Origin of the sequence: Caballeronia sp. LZ016 (assembly GCF_031450805.1) — a bacterium.
GTDB lineage: Bacteria > Pseudomonadota > Gammaproteobacteria > Burkholderiales > Burkholderiaceae > Caballeronia.
In genome coordinates this window covers 827,760-843,736 of the sequence record NZ_JARTVY010000002.1, presented here as the reverse complement: position 1 = coordinate 843,736, position 15,977 = coordinate 827,760, and the positions used below count along the sequence as shown (strand labels likewise).

Here is a 15,977-nt window from a genome sequence, read left to right as displayed (position 1 = left end):
GGTCGTTGCAAAGTCAAAATCTTTCCAACGTAAAGATTGACCGGCGACGCGAAGGCGCAGAGCCGGCGAACCATTTACCGCATCATTCATGGAGAACGATCATGTCTTTCGCAGCGATTGTGTCGGGAACGCCGGTCTGGGTCTGGATTCTTCTGGCAGTGCTGGTTTCGCGCGGCCTGAAGGCGATGAAGGGCGGCACGGCGCCGCTCTCGAAACTGGCTATCGTTCCGGCTTTATTCGCCGGATGGGGCCTGTTGCACGTCTTGACGGGGCCGGCCGCAGGGGCCGAGACGGCGCTGATGTGGTTCGTCGGCGGGCTCCTCGGCACCGGCGCTGGCGTGGTGCAGGCGAGGGCGAGCGGACTGAGCGTCGATCGCGTTCGGCGGACGGTGACGCTGACGGGATCGGTCGTGCCGCTTGCGCTGATTCTCGTGACGTTCGCGTCCAAGTTCTGGATCGGCGTCGAACTGGCGACGAGCGCATCGGTAGGCGTCGACTCGATGTTCGTCGTGCTGAACGGACTCGTGTCGGGCGTGGTTGCCGGGATATTCGCGGGGCGTTTCCTGATCTACTGGCTGGCGTTGCGTCCGGCGGCAGCGCCCGCCCTGGACCGCGCCTGACCGTCGAAAAAAAGCCGTGAGGGTTTTCGCCCTCACGGCTTCTGTTTGGTGCGGCCGATTACTGCGGCTGAATGTTCGCGGCCTGCAGACCTTTCGGGCCCTGGCGCACTTCGAACAACACCTTTTGATTCTCCTGCAGCGACTTATAGCCGTCCGCGCGGATTTCCGAGAAATGCGCGAACACGTCGGGCGTGCCGTCATCCGGCTTGATGAAACCGAAGCCCTTCGTGTCGTTGAACCATTTCACAGTGCCAGTTGCCATTGCTTCCTCTTCTTCTGCAGCGTTGAGCGGGGGATGTCCCCGCGTGATGGATCGATTTCAGTTTGTTCGACGTGCGCGTCACGCCATTGCGGCTTCTTCGGGCATTTCGTCGAGCAGGGTGGCGAGCTGGCTGTCCGAATCGCGTCCGCTGAATTCGCGCAAGGTCGCGAGGAGCGTGCGCCACGGCGCGGGCCAGCGCGTTTCGCGCACGCATCGGCCGGTGCTGGCATCGGTGATTCGGAGCAACGTGGTGTCGGGAAAGTAAGTCAGGGTGACGGGCATGCCGTCGAGAACACAGGTCGCGGTACAGGCTTTTGGTTTGAACATGCTTTTTTGGTCGATAAAGTCGCTGTGATTCAGCGGTGCGTCGCTTAGAGCAACGCCTGTGCCTGACGGGCACGTGCACGCCGTCCATCGAAAGAATTCGAACTTTCGATTCACTTTGTTGAAAGAAGTATTGTCGACTTGGCTGTCAATTAAACGAAGTTACCGTTTTATACTGCGATGCAACATGCATTGGAGATTTTTATGTTCGTCGCGCTTCTTCTTTTGTGTCCCGTCGGCATCGCTGCGCTTTTTGCCTTTTCGCTCTTCGCCGACAAGGTTTTTCACGACGCCCGTCTTCCGAAACCGCCAGCCCTGCTCGTTCCGCAGGTGCCACGTCGCCTCAAGGTACGGCGTCGCTGACGGCGGTCCGATCCGGTTTCGCTATCGAACGATCGCCCTTTCGAATTGTTGCGTTATTGCTCCCGGTCTATAGTGCGTTGTCACGGCACGTAGCCGATGCAGAACAACGACAGGAGACAGGGCATGAACCGTATCGATCTGGCAGGCCGCAGTGTCGTCATCACCGGTGGTGCGCGGGGCATCGGCCTCGCGGTTGCAGAGCGCGCGCTGGCGTCGGGCGCGAACGTCGCGCTGTGGGATCTCGACGCCGAGCGGCTGCAGCGCACGAGCGGGGAACTCGCATCGAAGAACAAGGAGCGCATCGTCAGCGACGCCGTCGTCGAACTGACCGATGAAGCCTCCGTCGAAGCCGCCGTGCAGAAGACGCTCGCCGCGCACGGGAGAATCGACGTGCTCGTGAACAACGCGGGCATCACGGGCGGCAACGGCACGACGTGGGAACTCGCCCCCGACGTGTGGCGGCGCGTGATCGACGTCAATCTGATCGGGCCGTTCCTCACGTGCCGGGCCGTCGTGCCGCACATGCTGAAGGCGGGCTATGGGCGCATCGTCAACATCGCGTCGATCGCGGGCAAGGAAGGCAATCCGAACGCCTCGCATTACAGCGCGTCGAAAGCCGGGCTGATCGGCCTCACCAAATCGCTCGGCAAGGAACTGGCGGGTAAAAACGTTCTCGTCAACGCAGTCACGCCGGCTGCCGCCAAAACCGAAATCTTCGATTCGATGTCGCAGCAGCACATCGACTACATGCTCTCCAAGATCCCGATGAACCGCTTCCTGATGCCGGAGGAAGCGGCATCGCTCATTCTCTGGCTCTCGTCAGAGGACTGCGCGTTCAGCACGGGCGCGGTGTTCGATCTGTCGGGCGGACGCGCGACTTACTGATCCGCACGGTTCACCGGAGAGAGACATGGAACATTCCGCATCGGCGGAAGGGGCGGTCACGTCTCGCGTGATGCGCCGTCTGCTGCCGTTCCTCTTGCTGATGTACGTGCTGGCGTTCCTCGACCGCGCGAACATCGGCTTCGCGCAGAAGGCGCTGCAACAGGACACCGGGCTCACGAACGCCGCGTTCGCGTTCGGCGCAGGCGTGTTCTTCGTCGGCTACGCCATCTTCGAAGTGCCGAGCAACCTGCTGCTGCATCGCGTGGGCGCGAAGCTGTGGATGTGCCGCATCATGGTCACGTGGGGCATCGTTTCGGCGGCGATGGCTTTCGCGCATTCCGCGACCACCTTCTATGCGCTGCGCTTTCTCCTCGGCGTGGCGGAGGCCGGCTTCTTTCCCGGCATCGTCTATTACCTGACGCGCTGGTTTCCGCAAGCATCGCGTGCGCGGGCGCTCGGCGTCTTCTATTTCGGCGCGCCGCTCGCGTTTATCTTCGGTGCGCCGCTTTCGGGGCTGCTGCTCGATCTGCACGGCATGTTCGGGCTCAAGGGCTGGCAGTGGCTCTTTCTCGTGGAAGGACTGCTCGCGTCGGTCGTCGGGGCGTGGGCGTTCTGGTTTCTCGACGACGACCCGGCTCGCGCACGATGGCTCACGCAGGAACAGCGCGCACTGCTCGTCGCGCGTCTCGCGGATGACTCGCGCCAGGCGTCGTCGCACGGACCGAAGAGCGTGCTCGCCGCGCTCGTCGATCCACGCGTGCTCGTGCTGTGCTGCGTGTACTTCCTGATCCAGGCGGCGGTGTATGGCGTCGTGTTCTACCTGCCTCAACAGGTCTCGGCGCTGCTCGGCACGAAGGTCGGCTTTCGGGTCGGGCTCGTGACCGCGCTGCCGTGGATCGCGGCGGTCGTCGTCACGTGGATCGTCCCGCGCTATGCGGATCGCACGTCGAAGCACCGAAGCTGCGCCGTCGCGCTGCTCGTGATGTCCGGTGTGGCGATCGCCGTGTCGGGCATCGCGAACACGCCGGTCGTTTCGCTGATCGCGCTGTGTTGCGCCGCGAGCGGATTCATCGCCGCGCAGCCGCTTTTCTGGACCTTCCCCACGCGCTACCTGACGGGCGCAGCGGCCGCCGCCGGCATCGCGCTCATCAACTCGCTCGGCGGACTCGGCGGATTCTTCGCGCCGATGGCCCGCACCGCCGCCGAAGCCGCGTTCCATTCGACGAGCGCCGGTCTGGCCGTGCTCGGCGCGGCGAGCGTGCTGGCCGCGCTCGTCATCGTCGCGCTGGTGCGCGTGCCGCAGCGTCATCCGATTCCGGGCGGCAAGGCCGCCAACGCATCCTGATCAGAAGGAGACAAACGATGTCCATGCCGACCATCAAGCACGTGCGCGCCTTTACCGTCCGCGGCGGCGGCGCCGATTACCACGACCAGGGCGCCGACCACTGGATCGACGATCACGTCGCGACGCCGATGGCGCGTTACCCGGAGTATCGGAAGAGCCGGCAGTCGTTCGGGCTGAACGTGCTCGGTTCGCTCGTCGTCGAGATCGAAGCGAGCGACGGCACCGTCGGCTTCGCAGTGACGACGGGCGGCGAGATCGGCGCGTTCATCGTCGAGAAGCATCTCGCGCGATTCCTCGAAGGGCAGCGCGTGACGGACATCGAAAAGATGTGGGACCAGATGTACAACGCGACGCTCTATTACGGGCGCAAGGGCATCGTGCTCAATGCCATATCGGGTGTCGATCTCGCGCTGTGGGACTTGCTCGCGAAGGTGCGCGAGGAGCCGGTGTTCCAGTTGCTCGGCGGCCCGGTGCGCGACGAACTGCAGTTCTACGCGACCGGCGCGCGTCCCGATCTGGCGAAGGAGATGGGCTTCATCGGCGGCAAGATGCCGTTGCAGCACGGCCCGGCGGAAGGCGAGGAAGGGCTGGCCGCGAACATCGCGAAGCTCGCCGACATGCGCGCGAAAGTCGGCGACGACTTCTGGCTGATGTTCGATTGCTGGATGTCGCTCGACCTGAACTACGCGAAGCGTCTCGCCACGGCGGCCCACGAATACGGCCTGAAGTGGCTCGAAGAAACACTTCCGCCCGACGACTATTGGGGCTACGCCGAACTGCGCCGTTCCGTGCCGCGCGGCATGATGGTGACGACGGGCGAACACGAAGCGACGCGCTGGGGTTTTCGCATGCTTTTCGAAATGGGCTGCGCGGACCTCGTGCAGCCGGACGTCGGCTGGTGCGGCGGCATCACGGAGCTGATCAAGATATCGGCGCTCGCCGATGCGCATAACGTGCTCGTCGTGCCGCACGGATCGTCGGTGTACAGCTATCACTTCGTCGTGACGCGGCACAACTCGCCGTTCGCGGAGTTCCTGATGATGGCCCCGAAAGCCGACGAAGTCGTGCCGATGTTCAACCCCTTGCTGCTCGACGAGCCCGTGCCCGTCAACGGCCGCATGAAGGTGCCGGAGACGCCGGGCTTCGGCGTGCGGCTCAATCCGGAATGCGCGCTCACGCGCCCTTACACCCACTGACGAGGCGCTCATGCTGCTCGAAAACAAGGTCGTGATCGTGACGGGCGGCTCGCGCGGCATCGGCCGGGCGATCGCGCTCGCCAGCGCGCGCGAAGGCGCGAACGTGGCGATCAACTACTGGCGCGACAACGATCAGTCTTACGGCAAGGCATCGGCGGTGGAATCGATCGTCGGCGAGATCGAGGCGCTCGGGCGGCGCGCGATTGCGGTCGAAGGCAATGTCGCCGAACGCGAGACGGGCATCGAACTGGTGCGGCGCACCGTGGACGCGTTCGGGCGCGTGGACGTGCTGTCGAGCAACGCGGGCATCTGTCCGTTCCACGCGTTTCTCGACATGCCGCCATCGGTGTATGAAACCACGGTCGCGGTGAATCTGAACGGCGCGTTCTATGTGACGCAAGCGGTCGCGAACCAGATGAAGTCGCAAGGCACGGGCGGCGCGATCGTCGCGACGAGTTCGATCAGCGCGCTTGTCGGCGGCGGCATGCAGACGCACTACACGCCGACCAAGGCGGGCGTGCATTCGCTGATGCAGTCGTGCGCGATTGCGCTCGGGCCTGACGGCATCCGCTGCAATTCGGTGATGCCCGGCACCATCGCGACGGACCTGAACGCCGGCGACCTGTCCGATGCGGACAAGCGCGCCTACATGGAGAAGCGCATTCCGCTAGGACGCCTCGGCGCACCCGACGATGTCGCGCAATGCGTGGTGTTTCTCGCCTCCGACCGGGCGCGCTATGTGACGGGCGCATCGCTGCTGGTGGACGGCGGCTTGTTCGTCAACCTGCAGTGAGCGCAAGCGACGCCGCCGAGTACTTTCGAAGCAGCGCGATGAAGTATTCGGCCGGCTCGCTCAGCGTTTCGGATTTGCGTCGCAAGAGGCCGAAACCCGACAAGCTCTTGCCGATCTCGATCGGCAGTTCCGCAAGCAATCCCGCGCGCAGGTAGTCGCGCACGACGGACTCGGGGAGCATGGCGACGGCGTCGCTGTTCTGCAGCAGTTGCAAGGTGGCGAAGATGGACGCGCATTCGACGATATCGGCGGGCGTCGTGAGTCCCGCGCGCGCGAGCTCCTCTTCGAAGAGGCCGCGCGCGGGGCTCGTGATCGGCTGAAGAATCCACGGCCAGCCGACGAGCGTATCGAGCGCGAGCGATGTCTTCGCCGCAAGCGGATGCGTCGCGCGCACGACGAGGCGCATGGCTTCGCGTGCGAGCGGCTCGAAGTCGAAGTCGTTGTGTTGCAGGGGCGTGGTCAGCCGGCCGAGCGCGAGATCCACTTCGCGCCGATGCAGCAGCTGCACGACCTGATCGCTGGTTTCGCCGAGAATGCGCACGTTCAGGAGCGGGCGCTCGGACTTCAGTTCGGTGACGGCCATCGCGAGCACGTCGGGCGCGGCGCCCATGATCGCGCCGACGGTCAACTGGCCGTGGCCGCCGCGCCGCTTGTTGTCGAGATCGTCGGCGAAGCGCGTGAGATCCGCGAGCGAGCGCCGCGCGTAGGCGAGCGCGGCGGTGCCAAGCGGCGTCGGATGCATGCCGCGCGCGTTGCGCTCGAAGAGCAGAAAGCCGAATGCTTCCTCGATGTCCGCGAGCATCCGGCTCGCGCTCGGCTGCGCGACGTTGACGGTGTCGGCGGCCTGATGAAGATTGCGCGTGTCGTCCAGCGCGACGAGCAGCGCGAGGTGCTTGAATTTGAGGCGGTTGACGAGCGATATCTGGGAGACGTTCTGATTCATTTGGCTGTCCGGATGATGCAACGCAACGCAGCAACGTATAGAAGATAAGCCGACTCGTGCGATACGCTTTTGCGATCGGCCAATCCTGCTTTCGAATTGTCGTGTTATCGGTCGGCGAATTATAGTCGCAGCACAACGCGCCTCGACACACGTGAAGGCGCACAAACATAAGAAGGCGGGCCGCCATGGAGACAGTGGCATTGCGCATGACCCTGAAGCCCGGCATGCGCGAGGAATACGAACGGCGCCATCGCGAGTTATGGCCCGAACTGGCCGATGCCCTGCGCGCCGCAGGCATCCGCGATTACCGCATCTTTCTCGACGAAGCGACGGGGCATCTGTTCGCCGTCTATCAGCGCACGGCTTCGCATACGGTCGATGCGCTGCCCACGCTGCCGATCATGCGCAAATGGTGGGACTACATGGCGGAACTGATGGACACGCACGCGGATCACGCGCCCGTCGCGGTACCGCTCGTGCCGGTGTTTCACCTTCCCTGAAGCGCATCGCTCACGAGGAACCATCATGCAGGTCGTCGATCCGCATATCCACTTGTGGGACCTTTCCACGCATCACTATCCGTGGCTCGCGAATCCGCAAACATCGTTCGTGGGCGATGCGCGCGAGCTGAAGCACGACTACTTGATGCGCGACCTGCTGCGCGATGCGGGCAGCGTCGCCGTGCTGAAAGTCGTGCATGTCGATGCGAATCACGACCCCGCCGATCCGGTGGAGGAAACGCGCTGGCTGCAAGGCATCGCCGATGGAGAAGGGCGCGGCATGCCCGACGGCATCGTGGCGGGCGCGGATTTATCGGCAGACAACGCGCCGCAAGTGCTCGAAGCGCACGCGGCGTTCGCGAACACGAGAGGCATTCGCCAGATCCTGAACGTGCACGACGATCCGCTCTACGACTATGTCGGACGCCATTACATGCACGAGCCGCAATGGCGCCGGCATTTCGCGCTGCTCGAACGTCATGGCCTGTCGTTCGATCTGCAACTGTATCCATCGCAGATGAGCGATGCGGCGGCGCTCGCCCGCGAGCATCCGGGCACGCAATTCATCGTCAATCACGCGGGCATGTTCGTGGATCGCGCATCGCCTTCGGGGTATCGCGCGTGGCGTGAAGGGATGCGGACGCTGGCCGCGTGCCCGAACGTCGCGGTCAAGATCAGTGGCCTCGCGATGTTCGATCACGACTGGACCATCGAGAGCTTCCGTCCTTACGTGCTCGAAACCATCGATACGTTCGGCTGCGAGCGCGCCATGTTCGCATCGAACTTTCCGGTCGACCGGCTCTTCGGCTCGTACACGGCGATATGGAACGCGTATGCGCGCATCGTCGCCGATGCGAGCGAGAGCGAGAAAGACGCGCTTTTCGTGCGCAACGCCGAGCGCATCTATCGCATCTAGGAGACATGGCGATGACCCCCAGACTCGAACTGAGGCACGCGAGCAAGGCGTTCGGCCGCGTGCGCGCGCTCGGCGATGGCAGCCTGCAACTCTTTCCCGGCGAAGTGCATGCGCTGCTCGGTGAGAACGGCGCGGGCAAGTCGACGCTCGTGAAACTGCTCGCGGGCGTGTATCGGCCCGATGCGGGCGAGTTGCTCGTCGACGGCGCCGCGCGCCGCTTCGCGACTCCCGCCGAAGCGCGCGATGCAGGCATCGCCGTCATCTATCAGGAGCCGACGCTGTTCGCGGACCTGTCGATCGCGGAGAACATCTACATGGGCCGCCAGCCGCGCGACCGGCTCGGGCGCATTCGCTACGACGAGATGCATCGCGAAGTGGACGCGCTGCTCGCATCGCTCGGCGTGAACCTGCGCGCGCAGAGGCTCGTACGCGGGCTGTCGATTGCGGACCAGCAGGTCGTCGAGATCGCGAAGGCGCTGTCGCTCGATGCGAACGTGCTGATCATGGACGAGCCGACCGCCGCGTTGTCGCTGCCCGAAGTCGAGCGCCTCTTCGCCATCGTGCGCGCGCTGAAAGAGCGCGATGTCGCGATCCTCTTCATCACGCATCGGCTCGACGAAGTCTTCGCGCTCACGCAGCGCATGACGATCATGCGCGACGGCATGAAGGTCCACGACGCGCTCACCGCCGACATGACCATCGACGCGATCGTGAGCCGGATGGTCGGCCGCGATCTCGACACGTTCTATCCGAAAGCCGACGTCAGGCCCGGCGACGTGCGGCTCGCGGTGCGCAACCTCACGCGCGAGGGCGTGTTCAGAAACGTTTCCTTCGATGTCCGCGCGGGCGAGATCGTCGCGCTCGCGGGTCTCGTCGGCGCGGGACGCAGCGAAGTCGCGCGCGCGATCTTCGGCATCGATCCGGTCGATGGCGGCGAGGTCGTCGTCGCCGGAAGCAAGCTCGCGTTGGGCAAGCCAGCGGCGGCGGTGCGCGCGGGCCTCGCGCTCGTGCCGGAAGACCGCCGCGCGCAAGGACTCGCGATGGAGCTGTCGATTGCACGCAACGCATCGCTCACCGTGCTCGGCCGATTGATGCGTCACGGCCTCATCTCGGCGCGAAGCGAATCGACGCTCGCCGCCGACTGGGGCAAGCGCCTGCGCCTCAAAGCCAGCGATCTCGATGCGCCCGTCGGCACGCTGTCGGGCGGCAATCAGCAGAAGGTCGTGCTCGGCAAGTGGCTGGCGACGAACCCGAAGGTGCTGATCATCGATGAGCCGACGCGCGGCATCGACGTGGGCGCGAAGGCGGAGGTGTATCGCACGTTGGCCGAACTGGTGAAGGAGGGCATGGCCGTGTTGATGATTTCGAGCGAATTGCCGGAAGTGCTCGGCATGGCGGATCGCGTGCTGGTGATGCACGAAGGCCGCATCAGCGCGGACATCGCGCGCGCCGAGGCGAACGAGGAGCGGGTGATGAGCGCGGCGCTGGGCGCGTCGCCCTCGATGGGGCACGCAGCATGATGACGAGACACTCTCCGGCCATGCCCGCGATGCCGCCCGCCGAAACGAAGCGCGACAGCCTCGCCGTATCCATCGCGAAGAGCCGCGAACTGACGCTCTTCATCGTGCTGCTCGTGCTCGTCGGCGCGACGGCCGCCGTCAAGCCCGACTTCCTGAATCTGCAAAACCTGCGCGACGTATTGCTCAATGTGTCGATCATCGGCTTGCTGACGGCGGGCATGACCATCGTGATGCTGATGCGGCACATCGATCTGTCGGTCGCGTCGATCGTCGGCGTGAGCGCGTATGCGGTCGGCAGTCTCTTCGTGATGTTCCCGCAGATGCCCGTGCTCGTCGCGATGGTCGCGGGCGTCGGCGTCGGCCTGGCCATAGGCGCAGTCAACGGCGCGCTCGTCACCTTCGGGCGCGTGCCGTCGCTCGTCGCCACGCTGTCGACGCTGTACATCGTGCGCGGCGCGGACTATGCCTGGGTTCACGGCGGACAAATCAACGCGACGAGCCTGCCCGATGCGTTCGCCGCGATCGCGACCGGCGCGCTGTTCGGCGTGCCGAATCTCGTGTTGATCGCGCTCGCCGTGCTGGTCGCGCTGTCGGTGTATCTGAAGCAGTATCGCGGCGGGCGCGAGCACTATGCGATCGGCTCGAATCCCGAAGCGGCGCGGCTCGCGGGCATCCGCGTGGATCGCCGCGTGATGATCGGCTTCCTGTTGTCCGGCGCGATAGCGGGGCTTGCGGGCGTGCTGTGGCTCGCGCGCTTCGGCACCGTCGACGCCAGCACGGCCAAGGGCATCGAGTTGCAGGTGGTCGCGGCGGCGGTCGTCGGCAGCGTCGCGATCACGGGCGGCGTCGGCACCATCGCCGGGGCGACGCTCGGCGCGCTCGTGCTCGGCGTCATCAACATCGCCCTCGTGGTGCTGCGCGTGTCGCCGTTCTGGCAACAGGCGATTCAGGGCGCGCTGATCGTCGCGGCGATCACGCTCGATACCTTGCTCGCGCGTTCCGTCGCGCGCCGCATGATGAGGAAACGCGATCATGGCTAAGCCCGATTCCGCTTTGTCCACGGCGAAGCGCCGTCACGTGCAGTGGGAAGCGATGCTCGTCGTCGTGCTCGTGGTCTCGCTCGCGGCCGGACGCATGCTGTCGCCGATGTTCCTCTCGTCCGCGAATCTCTCGAACATGCTGGCGGATTTCACCGAGATCGCGCTGATCGCCTTGCCGATGACGCTCGTGATCGTCGCCGCGGAGATCGACTTGTCGGTGGCGTCGGTGCTCGGCGCATCGAGCGCGCTGATGGGCGTGCTGTGGCACATGGGCTTGCCGATGCCGCTCGTCATCGTCATCGTGCTCGCGTTCGGCACGCTCGCGGGACTGCTCAACGGGCTCGTGATCGTGCGCTTCGGCCTGCCGTCGCTCGCGGTCACCATCGGCACGCTGGCGCTCTTTCGCGGGCTGGCTTACGTGCTGCTCGGCGATCAGGCAATCGCGGATTTCCCCGCGTCGTACACGGCGTTCGGCATCGAGACCGTCGCCGGTACGTTTCTGCCGATGCCGTTCGTGCTCGTCATCGCGGGCGCGATCGTCTTCACGGTCCTTCTGCAAGCGACGCCGTTCGGCCGCAGCCTCTATGCGATCGGCGCGAACCCGACGGCCGCGCAGTTCTCGGGCATCGACGTCGCGAAGACGAAACTCCGGCTTTTCATGATTTCCGGCGCGATGGCCGCGCTGGCGGGCGTCGTCTATACGCTGCGCTTCACGAGCGCGCGCGGCGACAACGGCGAGGGCTTCGAGCTTTCCGTGATCGCGGCGGTGCTGTTCGGCGGCGTGAGCATCTTCGGCGGACGCGGCTCGATGATCGGCGTGCTGTTGTCGCTCGTGATCATCGGCGTGCTGCGCAACGCGCTGACGCTCGCGGACGTATCGAGCGAAACGCTAACGATCGTGACGGGCGCGCTGCTGCTGTCGTCCGTGCTGATACCGAATCTCGTCGCGCGCTGGCGGGCGGCGCGCGAGAAGCGCCTGATGGCGCAGTTGCCCTGAAGGCGTGCCGCGCCCGTTGATAACCCGCGCAGTCCTGCGTAATGACGAATGACAGGAGACTTTTCGACATGAAGACACCATACCGACTCATGCGCGCCCCGATGCTCGCGGCGGCCCTGCTCGCGGCAAGCGTCGCGCTGACGGCGAGCGCCGCCGAAGTGAAGAGCGGCCTCAAGATCGCGTTCCTGCCGAAGCAGATCAACAATCCTTACGAAGTCATCGCCGACGATGGCGGAATGGCCGCGATCAAGGAGTTCAAGGGCGAGGGCAAGGTCGTCGGCCCGTCGGATGCGGGGGCGTCGTCGCAGGTGAGCTACATCAACACGCTGATCACGCAGCGTCAGAACGCGATCGTGATCGCGGCCAACGATGCGAACGCGGTCGTGCCGTATCTGAAAAAAGCGATGTCGCAAGGCATCAAGGTCGTCACGTTCGATTCCGACACCGCGCCCGACGGACGTCAGATCTTCGTCAATCAGGCGGATTCGGAGGCGATCGGGCGCGGGCAGATTCAACTGCTGTCGAAGCTCGTCGGCGGCGAGGGCGAGTTCGCGATTCTCTCCGCGACGCCGAACGCGACGAATCAGAACACCTGGATCAAGTGGATGCAGGACGAGTTGAAGAAGCCCGAGTATGCGAAGCTGAAGCTCGTCAAGATCGCCTACGGCAACGACGACGATCAGAAGTCGTTCGTCGAAACGCAAGGCTTGTTGCAGGCGTATCCGAACCTGAAGGGCATCGTCGCGCCGACATCGGTGGGGATCGCGGCGGCGGCACGCTATATCTCGACATCGCCGGCGAAGGGCAAGGTCGTCGTCACCGGGCTCGGCACGCCTAACCAGATGCGTGCGTTCGTGAAGAACGGCACCGTCACCGCGTTCCAGTTGTGGGACCCGGGCCAGTTGGGCTATCTGGCCGCGTTCGCTGCGGCGAATCTCGCGTCCGGGACCATCACCGGCAAGGAAGGCGATTCCTTTGATGCCGGCAAGCTCGGCAAGCGCACCGTCGGCAAGAGCGGCGAAGTGATTCTCGGCCCGCCCACGACGTTCGATGCGAGCAACATCGACCGCTTCAACTTCTGAGTGCTACTGATGGCGGAGCGCCGGCGCGACGCCGCGCTTCGCCTCGGCATCAACGCCGCGACTTGGACAGCACATGCGCGAGCCCGAGATTCGTCGCGATCTGCCAGACATAGACGCGCGAGTAGCGCACGCCGTAGCGCCGTTCGATCACCTCGCGCAAGCGCGCGTTCGTCCACGCATCGCTTTCGAAGCCGTGGTCGCGCGCCGAGCCCTGCAGCGCCGTCGCGATCCAGCCGAGCGCATCCTGATCCAGCACCGATGCCCGCCCGCCGACGCCCATTTTGGCGAGCGCGTCGAGGCCGCCTTCCGACACCATCGCCTTGTAGCGGCGCACCGTCTGCAACGACAGATGCAGCTCGTCCGCCACCTGTTCCACCGATACGCCTTCGAGCAGCATGCGGCCCGCCGTCATGCGGCGCACGACGCTCGGCAGCGAGTCGGAGCGGGAATGCATGGCTCGCCCCTCGCGGATCAGTGGAGCCCGCGCACCGCGGCTCAGGCGCGACAGCCCGAAGCGCGATCGCCGGCCGGCGTTCGCGCCGGCAGTGATGGATGCGCATCGGGGGTGAGCTCGCGGCGTGCCTGTGCATTCATGCGTGGCTCCTCTCGACCGTGGGCGTTCGGACGACTCGACGAAGTCGATGCGCGGCGGCATTCCGCCCGCCGGCTTCAGAGGAGAGCAATAAACCGTTTCCGGCACGATGGCGATGCATCGCCGAAAATTTTTGAACTTGATAAACGGCAGCGAATTGCCTATGGCACGACGGCCCTGCGATACGCGATGCGTAACGCCGCGCGAATCGATTTCGCGCGCTTCACGGGCGACGTGAGAGGCATCGCCTCAGACGCGGTAAAACTCGATGTCCTGTCCTGCATGCACCGCGCGTTTGAGCCATTCGGGCATATCGCCGACGCCGTCCCAGGTGTCGCCACTGGCGTTGCGGAACACCGGCTGATCGCCGTGGCTTTGCGGCATGATGGGGAGTTGCGGCATCGCCCGTCTGGGTTTCTGCGCGCCATTTGCTCCGTTGGTTTTCGTGAGCATGGGCGGCGGCGGGGGCGGTTCCGACGCTTCGGCTAATGCTTCGGCCAATGCGCTTTCGGTGATGCCGAATTCGGCCATACGGCTGCGCAAATACGCAATGATGCTATCTCGCTTTCTTTCGTCCACGGCTTTCCTGATTCAGCTTTTTGATTTGCAGAAGACGAACCGATGCTCCGCGCGGACCGGGGCGGTTCGATGGCCTGAAGTTATATTTAATACAAGCGTGGCGCAGCGCCTGCCGCGCGTCAATTAGTGTATTTACCGCAAGGCTGCTTTAATCCGCCGGTCGTTGCCTGAATAGCCGGCACCCGGCCGATTGCAGATAACGCCAGTTCAGGGATCACCGTGACGGACGCGCGACGGGCGTGCGCGCGGGAAGTCACGCCGCATAAGCCGAAAACGGCCATGATCCGTGGAACACGAGGCTCGCGCCGCATGGCGGCAACCTCGCTTTGAACTCTATTGTATGCTGCGCGCGGCCATTATTAAAAAAGTTTTAACGGGTATGCTGCTCTCCCGGTAATTCCGCGCCGTGCGCGCGAATGGCGGCAATGAGTTCCGCGGGCGTAATCTCATAACGCACTTCACGATGAATCCCGGGTTTGCGCTCGTCGATTTCGATGAGCAGGACGGCCTTGCCGTCCGCGGCGGGTTCGAGCCGCAGCGAACGCACTTCCTGGCCGCTCGCCTCATCGTATTCGGTCAGGAGCGTCATGGCTCCGGTGGCAGCGCTTTTCGGCATCGACATTCTTCCTCCCTCTTGCGACATCGTTGTTGTTGTCCGCCGCATCGTCCGGCCGCGCGCAGGGACAGCGTGCGCGCTTCAGGGAGATGCTTGGCGGGTAAGGCAGACGCGAAGCGCGCGGTCCATGCGGCGGCGGTGCGGCTCCGGCATCTCATTATTGCCTGTCAAAAGCGCGCGCGTCCAGCATGGGGCGTTTTGCCGTCGTGTCCGGGCGCGGGATTCAGGCGTTCGCGCCGATGGCGTCCCGCGCTTCGGCGGTGATTTCGAACGAGCGCAGACGCGCCTTGTGGTCGAAAATCTGCGCCGTCACGATGAGTTCGTCCGCGCGCGTCTGATCGATGACCGAGCGCAGCCCCGCCTCGACATCCGCGCGATTCCCCACGACCGAGCACGCGAGCGAGTGCTCGACGCCCGCGCGCTCCGCCGGCGACCACGCGATCGACTCGACGGGCGGCGGCAGTTGCCCCGGCGTGCCACGCCGCAGATTGACGAACTGCTGCTCGAGCGACGTGAACAGGAAGCGCGCCTCCTCGGTGGTATCGGCGGCGAAGACGTTGACGCCGACCATCGCGTAAGGCTTCTTGAGCGTCGCCGAAGGACGGAACTGGGAGCGGTAGACGTCCAGCGCCGTCAGCAGATAGTCCGGGGCGAAATGGGACGCGAACGCGAACGGCAGCCCGAGCGCGGCGGCGAGCTGCGCCGAAAACAGCGACGAGCCGAGCAGCCAGATCGGCACATGGAGGCCGGCGCCCGGCACCGCGCGCACGCGCTGACCTTCGACGGGATCGGCGAAAAAGCGTTGCAGCTCGACGACATCGTCCGGGAACGAGTCCGCGCTGCCCTGCAGGTCGCGACGCAGCGCCCGCGCAGTGGTCTGGTCCGTGCCCGGCGCGCGGCCCAGCCCCAGGTCGATGCGCCCCGGAAACAGCGAGGCCAGCGTGCCGAACTGTTCGGCGATGACGAGCGGCGCGTGATTCGGCAGCATGATGCCGCCCGAGCCGACGCGAATCGTCTTCGTGCCGGCCGCGATATGGCCGATCACCACCGACGTCGCCGCACTGGCGATGCCCGTCATGTTGTGATGCTCCGCGAGCCAGTAGCGCAGGTAACCCCAGCGTTCGGCGTGCTGCGCGAGATCGAGCGAATGAGCGAAGGCATCGGCGGCGGTCGAGCCGAGCGGGATGGGCGAAAGGTCGAGCAGCGAGAAGGGGATCATTGCGGATTGTTGGCTTTCGGTGACGTGGCAATTCGCGCACGGCGAACGCGGCTACGCGCGGGAAAACCCGATTGTGCCGAAAGTCCGGGAAGTCTGCCGGGACCGGCCGAGGCCGGGCGCGGTGTGCGAGGCGCGTGCGGCAATTATTGACAAGTGCCGAATGCAGCCCGTGATATACATCCGCG

At 64.9% G+C, this 15,977-nt stretch carries 19 protein-coding genes; 12 read left to right on the top strand and 7 right to left on the bottom strand.

Annotation, left to right across the window (positions count from 1 at the left end; genetic code table 11):
• Positions 1-101 precede the first annotated feature (101 nt).
• Positions 102-620 carry a DUF6622 family protein gene (locus P9220_RS17395; protein WP_309766255.1) on the top strand — a complete coding sequence of 173 codons (519 nt, stop codon included), beginning with the start codon at positions 102-104 and terminating at the stop codon, positions 618-620.
• Between the two features lie 58 nt (positions 621-678).
• Here the strand turns inward: P9220_RS17395 and P9220_RS17390 are convergent, their stop codons facing one another.
• A complete protein-coding gene (locus P9220_RS17390) occupies positions 679-882 on the bottom strand; it encodes a cold-shock protein (RefSeq protein WP_040052162.1) in 204 nt (67 codons plus the stop codon).
• Between the two features lie 78 nt (positions 883-960).
• Entirely contained in the window at positions 961-1,209 is a 249-nt protein-coding gene (locus P9220_RS17385; RefSeq protein WP_309766254.1) for a hypothetical protein, read from the bottom strand.
• Positions 1,210-1,410: 201 nt separating this feature from the next.
• Between P9220_RS17385 and P9220_RS17380 the strand changes: the two genes are divergently transcribed.
• The 5 genes from P9220_RS17380 (at position 1,411) to P9220_RS17360 (ending at position 5,788) form a co-directional block, all read left to right on the top strand.
• Entirely contained in the window at positions 1,411-1,569 is a 159-nt protein-coding gene (locus P9220_RS17380; RefSeq protein WP_309766253.1) for a hypothetical protein, read from the top strand.
• A 123-nt stretch (positions 1,570-1,692) separates the two neighbouring features.
• Positions 1,693-2,454 carry an SDR family NAD(P)-dependent oxidoreductase gene (locus P9220_RS17375; RefSeq protein WP_309766252.1) on the top strand — a complete coding sequence of 254 codons (762 nt, stop codon included), beginning with the start codon at positions 1,693-1,695 and terminating at the stop codon, positions 2,452-2,454.
• A gap of 25 nt (positions 2,455-2,479) precedes the next feature.
• On the top strand, positions 2,480-3,799 hold the full coding sequence (locus P9220_RS17370; protein WP_309766251.1) for an MFS transporter: 1,320 nt from the start codon (positions 2,480-2,482) through the stop codon (positions 3,797-3,799).
• A 17-nt stretch (positions 3,800-3,816) separates the two neighbouring features.
• Positions 3,817-4,995 (top strand): L-rhamnonate dehydratase, encoded by a 1,179-nt coding sequence (rhmD, locus tag P9220_RS17365; RefSeq protein ID WP_309766250.1) that lies wholly within the window; start codon positions 3,817-3,819, stop codon positions 4,993-4,995.
• Between the two features lie 10 nt (positions 4,996-5,005).
• Positions 5,006-5,788: an SDR family NAD(P)-dependent oxidoreductase gene (locus P9220_RS17360; protein WP_309766249.1), complete on the top strand. Its 783-nt coding sequence runs from the start codon at positions 5,006-5,008 to the stop codon at positions 5,786-5,788.
• Here the strand turns inward: P9220_RS17360 and P9220_RS17355 are convergent.
• On the bottom strand, positions 5,775-6,731 hold the full coding sequence (locus P9220_RS17355; protein ID WP_309766248.1) for a LysR family transcriptional regulator: 957 nt from the start codon (positions 6,729-6,731) through the stop codon (positions 5,775-5,777). The two genes, P9220_RS17360 and P9220_RS17355, sit on opposite strands and share 14 nt — an antisense overlap.
• A 185-nt stretch (positions 6,732-6,916) precedes the next feature.
• Between P9220_RS17355 and P9220_RS17350 the strand changes: the two genes are divergently transcribed.
• From P9220_RS17350 to rhaS, 6 genes are all read left to right on the top strand, one after another.
• On the top strand, positions 6,917-7,231 hold the full coding sequence (locus P9220_RS17350) for an L-rhamnose mutarotase (RefSeq protein ID WP_309766247.1): 315 nt from the start codon (positions 6,917-6,919) through the stop codon (positions 7,229-7,231).
• Positions 7,232-7,256: 25 nt separating this feature from the next.
• Positions 7,257-8,147, top strand: coding sequence for an amidohydrolase family protein (locus tag P9220_RS17345; protein ID WP_309766246.1), 891 nt, complete (start codon positions 7,257-7,259; stop codon positions 8,145-8,147).
• Between the two features lie 5 nt (positions 8,148-8,152).
• Positions 8,153-9,667: a sugar ABC transporter ATP-binding protein gene (locus P9220_RS17340; RefSeq protein WP_309766245.1), complete on the top strand. Its 1,515-nt coding sequence runs from the start codon at positions 8,153-8,155 to the stop codon at positions 9,665-9,667.
• Positions 9,667-10,707 carry an ABC transporter permease gene (locus P9220_RS17335; RefSeq protein ID WP_404980293.1) on the top strand — a complete coding sequence of 347 codons (1,041 nt, stop codon included), beginning with the start codon at positions 9,667-9,669 and terminating at the stop codon, positions 10,705-10,707. The genes P9220_RS17340 and P9220_RS17335 overlap by 1 nt, the downstream gene beginning before the upstream one ends.
• Positions 10,700-11,704 (top strand): ABC transporter permease, encoded by a 1,005-nt coding sequence (locus tag P9220_RS17330; protein ID WP_309766244.1) that lies wholly within the window; start codon positions 10,700-10,702, stop codon positions 11,702-11,704. Before P9220_RS17335 ends, P9220_RS17330 begins: the two co-directional genes overlap by 8 nt.
• Before the next feature lie 68 nt (positions 11,705-11,772).
• A complete protein-coding gene (rhaS, locus tag P9220_RS17325; RefSeq protein WP_309766243.1) occupies positions 11,773-12,786 on the top strand; it encodes a rhamnose ABC transporter substrate-binding protein in 1,014 nt (337 codons plus the stop codon).
• 49 nt (positions 12,787-12,835) lie between these two features.
• Here the strand turns inward: rhaS and P9220_RS17320 are convergent, their stop codons facing one another.
• The 4 genes from P9220_RS17320 to P9220_RS17305 all read right to left on the bottom strand — a co-directional run bounded on the left by P9220_RS17320 (position 12,836) and on the right by P9220_RS17305 (position 15,792).
• On the bottom strand, positions 12,836-13,240 hold the full coding sequence (locus P9220_RS17320; RefSeq protein WP_309766242.1) for a helix-turn-helix domain-containing protein: 405 nt from the start codon (positions 13,238-13,240) through the stop codon (positions 12,836-12,838).
• A 387-nt stretch (positions 13,241-13,627) separates the two neighbouring features.
• Positions 13,628-13,957, bottom strand: a complete 330-nt coding sequence (locus P9220_RS17315; RefSeq protein ID WP_309766241.1) for an H-NS family nucleoid-associated regulatory protein — start codon at positions 13,955-13,957, stop codon at positions 13,628-13,630.
• A gap of 370 nt (positions 13,958-14,327) precedes the next feature.
• Positions 14,328-14,573 carry a hypothetical protein gene (locus tag P9220_RS17310; RefSeq protein ID WP_309766240.1) on the bottom strand — a complete coding sequence of 82 codons (246 nt, stop codon included), beginning with the start codon at positions 14,571-14,573 and terminating at the stop codon, positions 14,328-14,330.
• Positions 14,574-14,796: 223 nt separating this feature from the next.
• Entirely contained in the window at positions 14,797-15,792 is a 996-nt protein-coding gene (locus P9220_RS17305) for a luciferase-like monooxygenase (protein WP_309766239.1), read from the bottom strand.
• Positions 15,793-15,977 lie beyond the last annotated feature (185 nt).